Below are 14,559 nucleotides of genomic sequence, written 5' to 3' on the forward strand. Positions count from 1 at the left end.
TTATATGGAAAATGATTTTAAGCATAACCAAATTAGACTATGTAAAGGAACGCGGCAGAAATAACTTTCAATTCTATTCCAATGAATATCATTAAGTATTATTTTAAAAGCGGACAGAAATTAACTGTCCGCTCTCTCTTAAGATTCACGCAATATATTTTTCCATTCTATTCGATACAAGTCACGTCTGCGGTCCTGAAGCTGGCGAACGGATCCTGATTTTTGAGAGCGTCTTAGTTTTTCAATATCCACATCCCCTACAACTACCGTGTCAATATTTGCATCACATTCCCCTACGATGCCGTCTCGGGCAAATTCAAAATCAGACGGGCTAAAGATTCCTGACTGCGCGTATTGAATATCCATATTTTTTACATGTGTTAAATTGCCCACAGTTCCGGCAATACAGGTATAAATTTGATTTTCAATCGCCCGTGCTTGAGCACAATAACGGACGCGTAAATAACCTTGTCTGTCATCGGTACAGAATGGAACGAAAATAATATTCGCCCCCATATCGACCGCCATCCGTCCAAGCTCAGGAAATTCAATATCATAGCAAATGAGAATCGCAATTTTTCCGCAATCTGTCTCAAATACGTTAAATTCATTCCCTTCAGAAATTCCCCACCATTTTCGCTCATTCGGTGTGATATGAAGTTTTGACTGTTTCTCAATGGTTCCATCCCGACGGAATAGATAGGCAACATTAAACACCTCTCCATTCTCCTCAACAAAATGGGAGCCCCCAACAATATTAACATTGTAGCGAACCGCTAGTTCCGTAAACAGTTCAATATATTGATCGGTATAGGTTGCTAGAAGCCGTACAGCCTGATCCGGTCTTTTTTCTTCTGAAAAGGACATCAATTGAGTGGTGAAAATTTCAGGAAACACCGCAAAATCGGAACCAAAATCAGAAGCCACATTGACATAATATTCAACCTGGCGGGTAAACTCGTCAAAGCAGTCAATCTTTTTCATCATATATTGAATCGCACAGATTCGGACAGGATAGGCTGCCCGATAGCTACGGCGGGACTTCGGATGGTAATCGATATTGTTCCATTCCATCAGTGTCGCAAATGCTTCTGATGCCTTATCATCTGGCAGGTATCGTGAATTAATGCGCTTAATCCTAAACCCCTGCAGAAGCTGGAAGGATAACACGGGGTCATAGATACTGTGTTTTTCAACAGCATCGACATACTCTCTAGCTGTCATCTGATCTTTGTATAAATGATAATTGGGTATCCTGCCGCCTATGATAATGCTTTGCAGGTTTAATTGACGGGCAAGATCTTTACGCGCTTCATAAAGCCGATGGCCGAGCTTCATCCGGCGGTATTCGGGATCAACCATTACTTCAATTCCATACAGGTTAAATCCATCTGGGTCATGATTGGTGATAAAACCGTTGTCCGTAATGTTATTCCATGTGTGCTGGTCTTTGTATTCATCAAAATTGATAATTAAACTGGAACATGAACCAACAATTTTGTCTTCGTATTCCACACAGAATTGACCTTCAGGAAAAATCCTAATATGACTGCGCAGCTGTTCGCGTTTCCATGGCTCCATGTTCGGGAAGCATACTTTACCAAGTTGAATAATCGCATCAATATCTTCCATCCTAATGTTGCGGATAATAATTTTCTTTTCGTATTTAGATACATCTGTCTCTGTCACGTTCACACATCCTCTCAATTAGAGACTTACCCTTATTTTAAAAAAATAAACTATTTTCTATTTATAGTTCCCAATGAAATACTTAATTACATATACCTTGCCATTTTTAATAAAGAAGGATATGTCTGAAAGGTTGAAGAATACACTTTATAAGATATACTGATGGGTGAAAGGATGATGTTAGATGATGATGATTATCTTGGGAATCTTGGGATTATTAATTACGTTATTGGTGATTGCCACGATTTTATCGATAGAAACACAGCTAAAGAAGCTCAATAGAACAAATGACAAAATTGTTGAATTGCTCACAGAAATAAAGAAAGATCAGTTAAAATAAAAAAAAGGACCCAGTACCTATGTATACTGGATCCTAACTTATTTTTCTTTCGTTAAAGATAATTCTCTTATTTTTTCAATCCAATCCTTAAAACTGTTAAATTCATCTTCTTCAAATCCAAAGTGTTCCTTTATCAACCGGACAAATTCGCCTTCCTCGTCTTGAAAAACTCCATCTGCATAGATCAGCTGAAAAAGTTCGGTTAACACGATATTTTTAGATCGTTCACTTTTAAAGGTCTTTAGAATCTCCCCAACAGCCATTCCTGTCGGCTTATAATCCTCTAGTTCCAATTCCTTTTGATACTTGTTCAGTACGGTCGTTTCGAATATCGATACATTGCCATCACTGGATGCAATCATAACAGCAAGTTCAAGAAATGCTGTCTTTTCTTCTGGCTGAAGTTCTTCTAAAAACATCGCTACCTCTCCTTTTCCTCTTTCTTATATATACGAAAAAAATGGGACTAAGTTTCAAACTTTTTTTAAAGATTGAACAGATTAGTTGCTCACGTGTCGTATTATAATTAATTAGTACAATCTTTGTTTAGTTTATCCAATAATAGTGAAAAGAAGGAGAAAAAACCTTTGGATCGAAATAAATTTTCAAGCGTAGCCCACCGGCAGCACGCATTCGCAAATCCTATAAATGAAACAAAGCTCATGAAAATGATTGGCATTGCCGCTCCAAAGCCGCAAGATAGGGTGATTGATATCGGTGCTGGAAAATGTGAACTGTTAATCCGCTTAGTGGAAAAGTATCAAGTGAAGGCTGTCGCGATTGAGTTATATGAAGGGGCAATTGACGAGGCAAAACGAAATGCAGCGGGCAGGATACCTGTGGGTAGTATTGACTATTTGGTTGCAGATGCTAAGAGCGCTGTCCTGGAATTTAAACAGGATAGTTTTGATTTAGGTATTTGCATTGGTTCCACTCATGCTTTGGGTGGATTAGAAGCAACGCTCGGGGCACTTAAGGGTCTGGTTAAGAAAAATGGTTATATTTTGGTTGGGGAAGGTTATTGGAAGCAGTCCCCAAGTTCTGATTATTTATTGGCGCTAGGCGGTGCAGAGGAATCAGAATGTAAAAGTCATGCTGATACGGTTAAAGTTGGCGAGGATTTAGGTTTAATTCCTCTCTGGTCATATGTGGCAAGTGATGAGGAATGGGATGATTACGAATGGCTCTATTCCCTATCTATTGAAAATTATTGTTTGGAAAACCCAGCTGACCCGGATGTGGATGCTATGCTAGGGCGTATTCGTTCCTGGAGACGGACCTATTTGCAATGGGGACGGGATACATTAGGATTTGGTCTGTATTTGTATCGGAATGTGTAAGGTGATTATTTAGAGTTGATAGACGTATAGGGGATGGATTTTTTGAAGGACATTATTGTGTTTGAACACTCCCTTTTTGTCCTTCATAATCTTGATGAAGGACATTTTTAAATTTACGCATCCCGATTTGTCCTTCATCGACTAGATGAAGGACACTTTTGAGTTTACGCCCCACCGGATTGTCCTTCATCACCAACATACTCCCTCCGGATAATCGCCACATTATCCTCATGACATTGCTTCGTAAAATTGGACGAAAACGGCATTTCTTTTTCCAATAAGCACTGCGTTTCTACTTCCTCTTCCACTACAGCCGCAATCAAACGACTCAAATAATCCTGCGATTGTTGAATTCGGCGCTGAATTTCGTCCCGATTAGTCGTCGTTTGTCCATGCCCAGGCACCATTACGGAAACCTGATGATTTACCAAAACTTGCTCTGCCTTCCACAGTGTTTCCTCATATGCTTTTGCACTGTGATAAATAAAAGGCAGCTCAAAATCAGAGAGATAATCACCCGCGATCCATAGCCCAAGCGGCTCTACCAATGTAAATAAACCATCATGAGTATGCCCTTGCGCAAGGTAAAAGGTGAGCTTTGTCTCCCCGAACACTAACTGCTGTCCATCTTGACTAATCACGAAATCCACTTCCGGAAAGCCAATCTCGTAAGGTGGCTCAATATAATACTCATTATAAAATTGCTGAATCAGACCTAACTTTTTCATCTTTTCAGGATGCTCTTCTAGCCCTATACTGCCGATTACCCTCGCGCCTGGAAACGCATGATATCCGATGATATGGTCGAAATCACCATGTGTAAATAGCAAATACACTTCCCTATCCTCACGAACCTGAGAGACATATTGCCTAATTTCCTCGATCTCGTGAGGCAGCCAATTCGGGTCTACTACGAGAACGAGGTCCCTTGTCACTACCACCGTACAGGTAGTCTGAAATAACGCACTTTGAAACACAGTAATGGACTCATTTTGAAATTGAATCATGACTTCTCCTTCTTCCTAAGGAATCAATAAAATTTTTCCTGTGCTCTTACGGCTCTCAAGATACCGGTGTGCTTCTTGGCCATCACTCAGTCTAAAAATGGTCGGCTCTATTAACTTCATTTTCCCCTTTTCCATCCAACTAAATAACTCCTTTGAACGAATCAGCCGTTCTTCACGGGAAGTTAGTACATTCCATAAATCTCCGCCTGTCAGGGTCTTGGACGTATCCATTAACATTCTAGGATCCACTGGTGCCGGGTCTCCACCTGCCATTCCATAGAAAACAACTGTTCCACCAATACATGTAACCTCAAAGCTGTCAAAAAGCGTTGAACCGACGGATTCATAGACCACATTCACCCCTTTTCCGCCCGTGTACTCGAAAACTTGCTTTTTCCAATCATCCTGATACAAGTAAACCACTTCTGCACCAACCTCTTTTGCAGCGGCAGCTTTTTCTTCGGAAGAAGTTAATCCAATGACCCTTCCCCCGAGCAGGTTTACGATCTGGATGAGTAACTGTCCAACACCACCCGCCGCTGCATGAACCAATACAACATCATTCCTTTTCACAGCATAGCTATCCCGAGTTAAATAGTGTGCGGTCAACCCTTGAAGCAATACGGATGCTGCATCATTCAATGGGACCGTATCCGGAACGGGGATTGCTTTTTCAAAAGGAACAGCGACTAGTTCAGCATTCGCATAGGGTACATCGGCAAAAGCGATTCGGTCACCCTCTTTGATACCTTCTACATTGGCTCCCACCTCTTTTACAATTCCAGCCCCCTCATAACCTAAAATATATGGAGGTTTTCCTTCCAAATGATAGTTTCCTTTTCTTCTGTATATATCCGCAAAGTTCAATCCAATTGCATTCATTGTTAACAAAATTTCATCCGGACCGATAGCAGGTGGCTCTATTTCCGTGTATTCCAAAACTTCCGGTCCCCCAAATTGATTAAACACAAGTGCTTTCAAATGATTCCCTCATTCATTCTAATTTTTTATCATTACTCCCTTATATTATTTAGAAATCCCGTATAGAAAGCAAGAAAGGGAATTCAATCTTCTTAGATACGAAAAAGCGGCAGGATAACACCCGCCGCCTTTACTTTCAATCAAGGAATCGTAATTTCCAATTTACCTTCGAGGTTCGTGATCTCAACCACCTTATCATCAAACAAATACGGTGTATCGTAACGGTCTTGCTTTTTGATATCGACATAAGTATTATTTGCTGTCAGGACTGGAAACACCGCGTTTGTTTTCTTTAAAAAATTCTGGGTAATCTCAAGCTCTGCCATTAAAATAATTTGTTTATTGGAAAGAGCAAAAAATAATTTCCCAATTTCACGGTCATCCTCGATGATTTTCACCTGCTGTAGAAGTGAAATCAGGCAGGTAACAAAATCATTCACCTGCTCATTTGATAACCCATTTAACTCAGCAGCTGCCAAAGCCTTATTGATGCCATTCTTAATTTCTTTAAATGAAAAGACATCTTCAATTCGAAAAGCTGATTTTGTTTTCCCGAGACTTTCAAATCTCTTTTTCGTTTCGAAAAGGTATTGTTTCACAAAACCCTGATGTTCTTCACGCTCCATCACAAAATCAGCCAGCTCATCTATGCTCTGAATCTCTTTACTTTTATTCCGGATAGCTGGTAAAAAACCATAAATATCTTTTTCATCAAAGGTGTTTCCCACCAATTTTTCATAATAATAATTTAATAGTGAATGCTGTTTCTTATCCATGGTTGTCTCCTAAATGTATGATCTACATTCTATTGTACAATATAGGAGACTCAAATCTACTAAGATTTCAAAAGATATTCATAGCATTCTCTATCTAGAGGACTCATCCTTCTCTTTAAAAAAATACCCTATGCCTTTGCTTACTAGTGGATTCCCGGCTTTTTTGGGTAAGCTAATCATAACAGGACAAAAATGGACACATAAGCCGATTAAAAAGCACTGCCATAGTAATGAAGAATATGTTCTAAGTGGGAATACTATCTGTGGTTAACAATGATTATCTCGGATTGAATGCTTCTTGGTTTTTCAAAAATCATCCAAAAAGCCCATCTATTTCTATTTCATCTTTGATATAATGGTTGTATTCTCCTAAATTCCTACATAGAACCCACAAAAAACTATTTTTCATTAAATATCAAAAGGAGGCTCCAATATGTATCAAATCAAAGGAAAAGAAAAAATATTTGTTTATACTGGACCTGATGGATCGGGGCGAAAGACAATTGCGAAAATGGTCGCTACCGCGTTTGATATGGAAACTGTCATCTCTTACACCACCCGTTCGCCACGACACTATGAAAAAGATGGTGAAGACTACCACTTTGTTAGCGAAGAAAATTTTAAACAGATGGATTCAAAAGAAGAATTTCTTGAAAGTGTTGAGATCGATGGTATTCATTATGGAATTCGTGAAAAGGACATCGTTGATGCTTTTCAAAATCATGACTACGTCTATTTAACCTTAAATCCTGAAGGAACTGAAAAGTTAAAAAAGATGTATGGTGATAATGTAGTCCGAATTTTCATTTATGCTGACCGTGATACCGTTATCCAAAGGCAGCATGCTCGGCAGGATCCCGATGATGCGATTGAGCGGCATATGACCCACTATGACGAAACCCTGGGTTACAAAAATAGCTGTGAATATGCCTATGAAAATTATGATTCCCCACAAGTAGCCTATCAAATCAGTGAGTTAATCGAATCATTCTTAGACAGGAATTTAACCATAACGGATTAATAATAGCCTAAAAAAGACAAACTGTGCACTAAGCAGTTTGTCTTTTTTAGTGCACTGGACATAGGAAAATAAATATGATATAGTTACCTAGGATAACTATTACTGTTGGTAACTATTTATATTAAAGAGGTGTTAGGAATTAAAACTTCTCAAAAGTTCTTTCATCAATTATTGATGCTCTACCGGCCATTTGAAAATAGGCTTAATGTTCATCTCGCTGAGCACCAGCTGTATCGAGCTCAATGGACGATATTGTACTACTTGGCCCATAACGGTTCAGTAACGCTTGTGGAACTATCCCATTATATGGGGGTTGAAAAACCTACCGTTACTAGAACAATGAGCCGCTTAGAGGAATTGGGATATGTCGAGCATGTACCTGGTAAGGATAAGCGTGAAAAGAGAATGCAGCTTTCTGAAGCAGGTAAACAAGTTTATAAGGATGTTCGGGTAACAATTGACGATTACGAGCAGGCTATTTTAGAAGGGATTACAGAGCAGGAGCAAATGGAGACTATCCGGATCATGGAAGAAATACGAAAAAATATTACAAAGTAAGGTGTTAATAAAGTGAATTCATCACGATTATGGACAAAAGATTTTATCATTATTTCAGGTATTAACTTTTTAATTAATCTTGTGTTTTATCTACTTATAGTCATTATTGGGGAGTATGCAGTAGATCAGTTTCATGCCTCAACGAGTGAGGCCGGTCTAGTAACAGGTATCTTCATCATTGGTTCACTAATTGGCAGGCTTTTTACCGGTCGCTTTATTGAATCACTTGGCCGCAGAAAAACTTTATTTATTGGTCTAATTTTCTTTATCTTGACCACACTTCTCTATCTAATTAGTTCAAATATCGGTATTATGCTAACAACCCGTCTATTACATGGTATAGCTGCTGGTATTGTGGGAACGGCTACTGGTACAGTGGCAGCACAAATTATTCCAGCTGCACGGAAAGCAGAGGGAATTGGTTATTTTAGCATGAGTACTACTCTTGCAACAGCCGTAGGTCCGTTTATCGGTCTTTTTATGACGCAGCATACCACTTTCCATATGATATTTATTTTTTCAAGTGTATTAGGGGTTATTAGTTTCATTACTTCCTTGTTCGTCTATATACCAGCCCTTACCGTTACGGCAAAACAACCTGTGGCCGAGCCAAAAAGCTTTACTCTTTCTCAATTTATTGAGCCAAAGGCAGTGCCGATTGCCATCATCACTCTTGTGATTTCATTTTGTTATTCAAGTGTCCTTTCCTTTATTAAATTCTATGCAAATGAAATTAACTTAGTAAGTGCGGCAAGCTTTTTCTTTCTTGTTTATTCCATTGCTGTTTTATTCTCACGCCCATTTACAGGTCGCTTGATGGATACAAAAGGCGCAAACTATATTATGTATCCTGGCTTTGTTATTTTAGCTGGTGGAATGGTGTTATTAAGTTCAGTTAACACAGGTATAATGTTACTTGTGGCCGGAGCCTTAATTGGTCTTGGCTTTGGGAATATGCAATCAAGCACACAGGCCATTGCTGTAAAATTAACATTACCGCAACGTATGGGATTAGCCACTTCTACCTTTTTTATTGCACTTGATGCTGGGCTTGGTTTTGGACCCTATCTACTGGGTTTTATTATTCCAGTTACAGGTTATAGATCGTTGTATGCCATCCTTGGGATTGTTGTCTTCCTATCTACGGTTCTTTATTATTTCTTACATGGGAAAAAGGAGCATGATTTAAGAGCAAATCTTAAAACAGCGGCATAGATATAGGTAAGAGGCGAAATGCTTTCGCCTCTTTTTTTATACATGTTTACCTTTGCATAAGACCTGTTTACGGGCAATATGCTTAAATAAGCATCCTAATAAAGGAGTTGTTCGATGATGGCCATTTTAAATAAGCTGGCATTATTCTTTGTCATTTTGTATTCCGTTTTTATCTTGATCAATACTTATTTAGGAGAAAGTGAACGGCTTCAATCGAATATGATGGTTTTTTTAATGAATGGTTTTGCTTATATTGTGTCAGCAATGGAAGTGGAAAAAGAGAAACAAATTGTGTTAGAAACCTGAAATGGCTGGAGGCTTATTTGAGGGCTTAGAAAATTTAATTAAACGTTTGGTTAGTTTTTTACATTTTTTAATCAAACGTTTAATTAATTCCAAAAAGCCCTTTTATATTAAGAGCTCACACTTCTAACAATCGTTTGATTAGTTTCCCAAATAAAAGAAGCCTTACCCAAATGCGTTGTAAGGCTTCTTTTTCTGAAATCACCCTGTTAGGAGCTTCATTTTTTCTCGGATGGTTGAAAGATACCCTCTAACAGTTCGTAACATCGGCTTGCTATCTGTTGCTTCTATTATAATTGGCTCTTCTGCTATCTCCGTTCGATTGCACTCTTCATCCATCAGTTCTTGAGAATAAATCCGCTTGCCGGAAATAATCCTGCGAATGGAATAAACCAAATCCTCACTGGGGCTATCTTTCAGTAAATATCCTCTAACATCTGCTTTTAGCGCCCTCTGCCAATAGCCTTTTCTAGCAAAAGTGGTTAATATTATCACCTTGCAGCCTAATGACTTTAAAATCTCGGCGGCTTCCAGTCCACTTATAATCAGCATATCTATATCCATCAGACAAACATCAGGCTTTAAAGCATGTACCAGGTTAATGGCCTCTTCCCCATTTGCCGCATGTCCAACTACCTTCATATCGTCTTCCAAATTGAGAAGGGAACTAATGGTTTCACATAGTATTTCCTGATCTTCCGCTATCACAATTCGAATCACATAAGTTCTCTCCTTATCTGGCGGCTTGGTAATAAACCACAACTCTCTCTTAGCGAAAAAGATGTCAACAATTTATAGTTCTGGTTTTGCTTGAACAGAGATCCTCTTTTTTACTACAGCTTTAATGTCTTTAAAGGTAACAAAGTTCTTCGCTTTTTCGTCCCAGAGACGGAAGCGTAATGAACGGAGGCTTGTCGCTAGCGAGATTGTTGGAACATGCTGTAATGGTGTTGTATTTTTGTGTACCTCTTCTAATTTATAATTAGGCACTCTTGGACTTAAGTGATGCACATGGTGAAAACCAATATTTCCTGTTAACCATTGTAATACTTTCGGCAGCTTGTAAAAAGAGCTTCCTTCCACCGCAGCTAATACATATTCCCACTCTTTATCATGCTCAAAATAAGAATCCTCAAAGGTGTGCTGCACATAGAACAGCCAAATTCCTGCTGCGCCTGAAATCATGAAAATCGTTCCTTGAACTGCTAAGAATGACTGCCAGCCGATTGCTAAGCAAAGCAATGCAATTAACGCAACGATGATAACATTCGTCAGATACGTGTTGTTACGTTCTTTTGTTCTTGCACCTTTACGGTTAAATCTATTTTTTAAAAGGAATACATAAATGGGACCAAGTCCAAACATAACCAAAGGATTGCGGTAGAACCTATAGGCTAAACGGGTTCTCAGCGGTGCAGCGATATACTCTTCAACCGTAAGGGTCCAAATATCTCCTGTCCCGCGCTTATCTAAATTGCCGCTTGTTGCATGGTGAACAGAGTGGTCATGCCCCCATTGATCAAAAGGATGTAAGGTTAATACACCCATACACGTTCCAAGAATACGGTTGGCACGGCGGCTTTTAAAGAAAGAATAGTGGGTGCAATCATGGAAAATAATGAAAATTCTTGTCAGAAAGCCCGCTGCTATCACCATCGGTACCAATGCTAACCAATAAGAAACCGATAGGCTTAAGTAAGCTATATACCAAAGGGCAATAAATGGGACTACAGTGTTGAAGATTTGTATGACACTTTCCTTAGTCGTTGACTTTTCAAACGGAGCTACTTGTTTTCTCAAATTTTTCGTATCATGTAAGGTCATTTTAGTAAATTCCCTTCCTTCGTTGTCTTTTTTTTAATTATAAAGGAAGGGATTTGTCCATGTTAGTAGCAGGTGTCATATGACAACCATGATAATTGTCATATTTAAAGTGGAAATATTAAAAATGGTGTCAGGCACCATTGATTTTACTCGGTTTATGGAGGATTATCTGGAATAAATTACATAATGAAATTTCAAGTTTTTTTGTTGACTCTTCTTTTCTCGGTATCCATTTCAGGCAAAAGGCGCTGTTTTAGTCTCTCTTTATTTTGATTATTTACCTTATGCACTATAATCGTACTAAACAGGTGTAATAAAAGAAGGTGATGTATTGACTAATATTAGGGATTTAGCCAAGATGGCTGGGGTGTCGGTAACAACCGTTTCGCGGGTTCTTAATAACCATCCATATGTAAGTGAGGAAAAACGAAATGCTGTTCTAGCAGCTATTAATGAGAGCAAGTATCATCCAAATATTAATGCGATCCATTTAAGTATGGGAAAGACTTTTCTAATTGGTGTCGTCGTACCCTTTATTGACCATCCATACTTTTCTCTTTTAATGAAGGGGATTGCAGCGGAAGCCTTAGAAAATAACTATAAACTTGTCCTTTTCCAAACCAACTATGAGAAGGCAAAGGAACTTGAAGCACTAAAAATGCTAAAACAAAAGCAGATAGATGCCTTAATTATCTGTTCACGAATCTCCGATTGGTCGTTGATTAAAGAATATTTGGTCTATGGACCGATTATTTTATGCGAAGATACTCGGGGAAGAAATGTATCCTCTACTTTTGTAGACCACTATCAAGGTTTTATGACCGCTCTTGAATACTTATATCATAAAGGGCATCGAAAAATTGGGTATTGTATTTACCGCAGCACAGGTACTAATAGTAAAAATAGAGCATTGGCCTATCTGCATTTTATTGAAAAATATCAACTCCCGTTCGATCCTAAATATATTATTAGTGACTGTTTTCGCTTTGAGGATGGAAAAAAAGTAGTTGATTTGATTCAACAAATGCCCAATCCTCCTTCAGCCTTGCTGGTTACAAGTGATGAGGTGGCAGCCGGGATTGTGACCAGCGCGCAAAATCGGAATATCTCAATTCCAAATGATTTAGCCATTATTGGATTTAATAATCAGCCCATTGCCGAAATGATGAATATTACAACGATCGAAATCCCGCTAATGGAGATTGGCAGGAAACTATTTTTGCAGGGGATTCATGATAGTGACAAAATTAGTTTTCAAGAGTTGCCCCTTATGTTAATTGAACGTGAATCCGTATGATTTTATATAGGACTTATCCGTAGTAAAGTCCTTTTCTTATGTAAAAAATAAAAAGCCCTTGACCTGAAACGCGTTTCATACAATATTCTTTAAATGCAAAAAGATACAACATCTAGTCGGCGTGATCAGGGTTCCCTGAGCGTTACGGCGGTGTTGTATTGATTCTGAGGTATAGATGATGAATAAACAAATCATTTTTTTCGATATTGATGAGGACATTACTTGTTTTCTAAAACCAATAAAATTCAAAATATACACGCATAAAAAAACACCTGACTCCTATATTGGAATCAGGTATTTTTTAGTGGGCCTAAATGGACTCGAACCATCGACCTCACGCTTATCAGGCGTGCGCTCTAACCAGCTGAGCTATAGGCCCCTATTGGAGCGGGTGATGGGAATCGAACCCACTACATCAGCTTGGAAGGCTGAGGTTTTACCAGTAAACTACACCCGCATATTAATTTGGAGGCAACACCCGGATTCGAACCGGGGATAGAGGTTTTGCAGACCTCGGCCTTACCACTTGGCTATGCTGCCTTAAAAATGGCTGGGCTAGCTGGATTTGAACCAACGCATGTCGCAGTCAAAGTGCGATGCCTTACCGCTTGGCTATAGCCCAATATTTAAAAGAAGAATGGGGCGGCTGATGGGAATCGAACCCACGAATGTCGGAACCACAATCCGATGCGTTAACCACTTCGCCACAGCCGCCGAAATGTATATAAATAGAATTCAAACTACTAGTCTAAAAATGGCGGTCTGGACGGGACTCGAACCCGCGACCTCCTGCGTGACAGGCAGGCATTCTAACCAACTGAACTACCAGACCAAATTGCGGGGACAGGATTTGAACCTGCGACCTTCGGGTTATGAGCCCGACGAGCTACCGGACTGCTCCACCCCGCGATAATAAGAAGTATAATGTTTGAAGCATGCTCCATGTTTTGTTACTGACTGTCCCCATCTCAGAAAGCTTATTCAAGCAGCAGCTCGATGGGTACAACTCGCAGATTATTCTTTGAAGCAACGCTCTTCTGTCGCACCGATTTCAGAATGCTTAACCAAGTAGCAGTTCAATCGGTGCGCTGTAGAGTAATCGAAGAAGTTTATTCGATCGTGCTCCACCCCGCGATAATAGAAATATTCATTCTAAGAAAAAAATATGGCGGAGGAAGAGGGATTCGAACCCCCGCGCGGTTTAACCCGCCTGTCGGTTTTCAAGACCGATCCCTTCAGCCGGACTTGGGTATTCCTCCGTAAAAAAACTATATGGTAGCGGCGGAGGGGATCGAACCCCCGACCTTACGGGTATGAACCGTACGCTCTAGCCAGCTGAGCTACACCGCCATAAACATTTATTAACCTTCGACTGGTCGGGAAGACAGGATTCGAACCTGCGACCCCTTGGTCCCAAACCAAGTGCTCTACCAAGCTGAGCTACTTCCCGATATATATGGCGCGCCCGAAAGGAGTCGAACCCATAACCTTCTGATCCGTAGTCAGACGCTCTATCCAATTGAGCTACGGGCGCAAATAATGGCGATTATTTTCACTTTCATGAAAAAATCATGGTGGAGGATGACGGGATCGAACCGCCGACCCTCTGCTTGTAAGGCAGATGCTCTCCCAGCTGAGCTAATCCTCCATTTTAATGATAGTTATTTTCGCTGTCGCGAGTAATTGGTGACCCCTACGGGATTCGAACCCGTGTTACCGCCGTGAAAGGGCGGTGTCTTAACCGCTTGACCAAGGGGCCATTTGTAAAATTGACAAAATAATAGCCCCAAAGGGGCAAAGCCTGGCAAAGTCCTACTCTCACAGGGACAAGGTCCCAACTACCATCGGCGCTGAGAAGCTTAACTTCCGTGTTCGGTATGGGAACGGGTGTGACCTTCTCGCCATTATTACCAGACTTATTAAACTAGAGAGTTCATTCTCTCAAAACTAGATAATGTAGAAGAAGTTTGTAAAAACGAGTTCAATCACTTACATGTCCAGCTTCGGCTCCTTGCCTCTCGAGTCGCTTCGCTTCTTCTGTCAAAGTCTATCGACTTTTCCGCCAGAAGCTCCAGCGCATTTCGAGGCAGAACAGTCGCCTCCGCTTTTCGTTTTGGTTAAGTCCTCGATCGATTAGTATCAGTCAGCTCCACATGTCACCACGCTTCCACCTCTGACCTATCAACCTGATCATCTTTCAGGGATCTT

General features: G+C 39.9%; 15 protein-coding genes, 13 tRNA genes and 2 rRNA genes. 7 read left to right on the forward strand and 23 right to left on the reverse strand.

Annotated features, from left to right (window positions below; all coding sequences use genetic code 11):
* Nucleotides 1-138: 138 nt before the first annotated feature.
* On the reverse strand, nt 139-1,689 hold the full coding sequence (locus tag JOC76_RS01935) for a bifunctional GNAT family N-acetyltransferase/carbon-nitrogen hydrolase family protein (protein WP_205175645.1): 1,551 nt from the start codon (nt 1,687-1,689) through the stop codon (nt 139-141).
* Nucleotides 1,690-1,873: 184 nt separating this feature from the next.
* Between JOC76_RS01935 and JOC76_RS01940 the strand changes: the two genes are divergently transcribed.
* The gene (locus tag JOC76_RS01940; RefSeq protein WP_205175646.1) at nt 1,874-2,029 is read left to right on the forward strand and encodes a hypothetical protein; all 156 of its coding nucleotides are present in this window, start codon (nt 1,874-1,876) and stop codon (nt 2,027-2,029) included.
* Between the two features lie 38 nt (nt 2,030-2,067).
* On the opposite strand, the gene JOC76_RS01945 is transcribed toward JOC76_RS01940, so the two are convergent.
* Nucleotides 2,068-2,448, reverse strand: a complete 381-nt coding sequence (locus JOC76_RS01945; protein ID WP_205175648.1) for a TerB family tellurite resistance protein — start codon at nt 2,446-2,448, stop codon at nt 2,068-2,070.
* A gap of 168 nt (nt 2,449-2,616) precedes the next feature.
* Here JOC76_RS01945 and JOC76_RS01950 point away from each other — a divergent pair, with 168 nt between their 5' ends.
* Nucleotides 2,617-3,369, forward strand: a complete 753-nt coding sequence (locus JOC76_RS01950; RefSeq protein ID WP_205175650.1) for a class I SAM-dependent methyltransferase — start codon at nt 2,617-2,619, stop codon at nt 3,367-3,369.
* Nucleotides 3,370-3,421: 52 nt separating this feature from the next.
* On the opposite strand, the gene JOC76_RS01955 is transcribed toward JOC76_RS01950, so the two are convergent.
* The 4 genes from JOC76_RS01955 to JOC76_RS01970 all read right to left on the reverse strand — a co-directional run bounded on the left by JOC76_RS01955 (nt 3,422) and on the right by JOC76_RS01970 (nt 6,133).
* Nucleotides 3,422-3,559, reverse strand: a complete 138-nt coding sequence (locus tag JOC76_RS01955) for a hypothetical protein (protein WP_205175652.1) — start codon at nt 3,557-3,559, stop codon at nt 3,422-3,424.
* On the reverse strand, nt 3,534-4,376 hold the full coding sequence (locus JOC76_RS01960; protein ID WP_205175654.1) for an MBL fold metallo-hydrolase: 843 nt from the start codon (nt 4,374-4,376) through the stop codon (nt 3,534-3,536). The genes JOC76_RS01955 and JOC76_RS01960 overlap by 26 nt, the downstream gene beginning before the upstream one ends.
* 15 nt (nt 4,377-4,391) lie before the next feature.
* Nucleotides 4,392-5,357 carry a quinone oxidoreductase family protein gene (locus JOC76_RS01965; RefSeq protein WP_205175656.1) on the reverse strand — a complete coding sequence of 322 codons (966 nt, stop codon included), beginning with the start codon at nt 5,355-5,357 and terminating at the stop codon, nt 4,392-4,394.
* Between the two features lie 140 nt (nt 5,358-5,497).
* Nucleotides 5,498-6,133, reverse strand: coding sequence for a hypothetical protein (locus JOC76_RS01970; protein ID WP_205175658.1), 636 nt, complete (start codon nt 6,131-6,133; stop codon nt 5,498-5,500).
* Nucleotides 6,134-6,566: 433 nt separating this feature from the next.
* Here JOC76_RS01970 and JOC76_RS01975 point away from each other — a divergent pair, with 433 nt between their 5' ends.
* From JOC76_RS01975 to JOC76_RS01990, 4 genes are all read left to right on the forward strand, one after another.
* Complete coding sequence (locus JOC76_RS01975; protein WP_205175660.1) at nt 6,567-7,154, forward strand: guanylate kinase; 588 nt, start codon at nt 6,567-6,569, stop codon at nt 7,152-7,154.
* A gap of 174 nt (nt 7,155-7,328) precedes the next feature.
* A complete protein-coding gene (locus tag JOC76_RS01980) occupies nt 7,329-7,712 on the forward strand; it encodes a MarR family winged helix-turn-helix transcriptional regulator (RefSeq protein WP_205175736.1) in 384 nt (127 codons plus the stop codon).
* A 12-nt stretch (nt 7,713-7,724) separates the two neighbouring features.
* Nucleotides 7,725-8,927 (forward strand): MFS transporter, encoded by a 1,203-nt coding sequence (locus JOC76_RS01985; protein WP_205175662.1) that lies wholly within the window; start codon nt 7,725-7,727, stop codon nt 8,925-8,927.
* A gap of 114 nt (nt 8,928-9,041) precedes the next feature.
* Nucleotides 9,042-9,233 (forward strand): hypothetical protein, encoded by a 192-nt coding sequence (locus JOC76_RS01990; RefSeq protein ID WP_239557474.1) that lies wholly within the window; start codon nt 9,042-9,044, stop codon nt 9,231-9,233.
* Between the two features lie 198 nt (nt 9,234-9,431).
* On the opposite strand, the gene JOC76_RS01995 is transcribed toward JOC76_RS01990, so the two are convergent.
* Together JOC76_RS01995 and desA are read right to left on the reverse strand one after the other, a co-directional pair.
* Nucleotides 9,432-9,950, reverse strand: coding sequence for a response regulator (locus JOC76_RS01995; RefSeq protein WP_205175664.1), 519 nt, complete (start codon nt 9,948-9,950; stop codon nt 9,432-9,434).
* 72 nt (nt 9,951-10,022) lie between these two features.
* A complete protein-coding gene (gene desA, locus JOC76_RS02000) occupies nt 10,023-11,054 on the reverse strand; it encodes a Delta(5) desaturase DesA (RefSeq protein WP_205175666.1) in 1,032 nt (343 codons plus the stop codon).
* A 331-nt stretch (nt 11,055-11,385) separates the two neighbouring features.
* Between desA and JOC76_RS02005 the strand changes: the two genes are divergently transcribed.
* Complete coding sequence (locus tag JOC76_RS02005) at nt 11,386-12,351, forward strand: LacI family DNA-binding transcriptional regulator (protein WP_205175668.1); 966 nt, start codon at nt 11,386-11,388, stop codon at nt 12,349-12,351.
* Nucleotides 12,352-12,656: 305 nt separating this feature from the next.
* On the opposite strand, the gene JOC76_RS02010 is transcribed toward JOC76_RS02005, so the two are convergent.
* The 15 genes from JOC76_RS02010 to JOC76_RS02080 form a co-directional block, all read right to left on the reverse strand.
* Nucleotides 12,657-12,730 (reverse strand) — tRNA-Ile (locus JOC76_RS02010).
* Between the two features lie 4 nt (nt 12,731-12,734).
* Nucleotides 12,735-12,808: transfer RNA gene (locus JOC76_RS02015), tRNA-Gly, on the reverse strand.
* A gap of 9 nt (nt 12,809-12,817) precedes the next feature.
* Nucleotides 12,818-12,891 (reverse strand) — tRNA-Cys (locus tag JOC76_RS02020).
* Nucleotides 12,892-12,898: 7 nt separating this feature from the next.
* Nucleotides 12,899-12,973 (reverse strand) — tRNA-Gln (locus tag JOC76_RS02025).
* A 16-nt stretch (nt 12,974-12,989) separates the two neighbouring features.
* Nucleotides 12,990-13,065: transfer RNA gene (locus JOC76_RS02030), tRNA-His, on the reverse strand.
* A 41-nt stretch (nt 13,066-13,106) separates the two neighbouring features.
* Nucleotides 13,107-13,183, reverse strand: a tRNA-Asp gene (locus JOC76_RS02035).
* 3 nt (nt 13,184-13,186) lie between these two features.
* Nucleotides 13,187-13,260, reverse strand: a tRNA-Met gene (locus tag JOC76_RS02040).
* A gap of 257 nt (nt 13,261-13,517) precedes the next feature.
* Nucleotides 13,518-13,610 (reverse strand) — tRNA-Ser (locus JOC76_RS02045).
* Nucleotides 13,611-13,624: 14 nt separating this feature from the next.
* Nucleotides 13,625-13,701 (reverse strand) — tRNA-Met (locus JOC76_RS02050).
* A gap of 23 nt (nt 13,702-13,724) precedes the next feature.
* A tRNA-Pro gene (locus tag JOC76_RS02055) sits at nt 13,725-13,801 on the reverse strand.
* A 7-nt stretch (nt 13,802-13,808) separates the two neighbouring features.
* Nucleotides 13,809-13,885, reverse strand: a tRNA-Arg gene (locus tag JOC76_RS02060).
* 38 nt (nt 13,886-13,923) lie between these two features.
* Nucleotides 13,924-13,999 (reverse strand) — tRNA-Val (locus JOC76_RS02065).
* 36 nt (nt 14,000-14,035) lie between these two features.
* A tRNA-Glu gene (locus tag JOC76_RS02070) sits at nt 14,036-14,110 on the reverse strand.
* Nucleotides 14,111-14,150: 40 nt separating this feature from the next.
* Nucleotides 14,151-14,266, reverse strand: a 5S ribosomal RNA gene (rrf, locus tag JOC76_RS02075).
* Nucleotides 14,267-14,464: 198 nt separating this feature from the next.
* Nucleotides 14,465-14,559: ribosomal RNA gene (locus tag JOC76_RS02080) — 23S ribosomal RNA — on the reverse strand; the annotation flags it as partial.

This window comes from Neobacillus cucumis, assembly GCF_016908975.1.
In the GTDB taxonomy this organism is placed as follows: domain Bacteria; phylum Bacillota; class Bacilli; order Bacillales; family Cytobacillaceae; genus Neobacillus; species Neobacillus cucumis.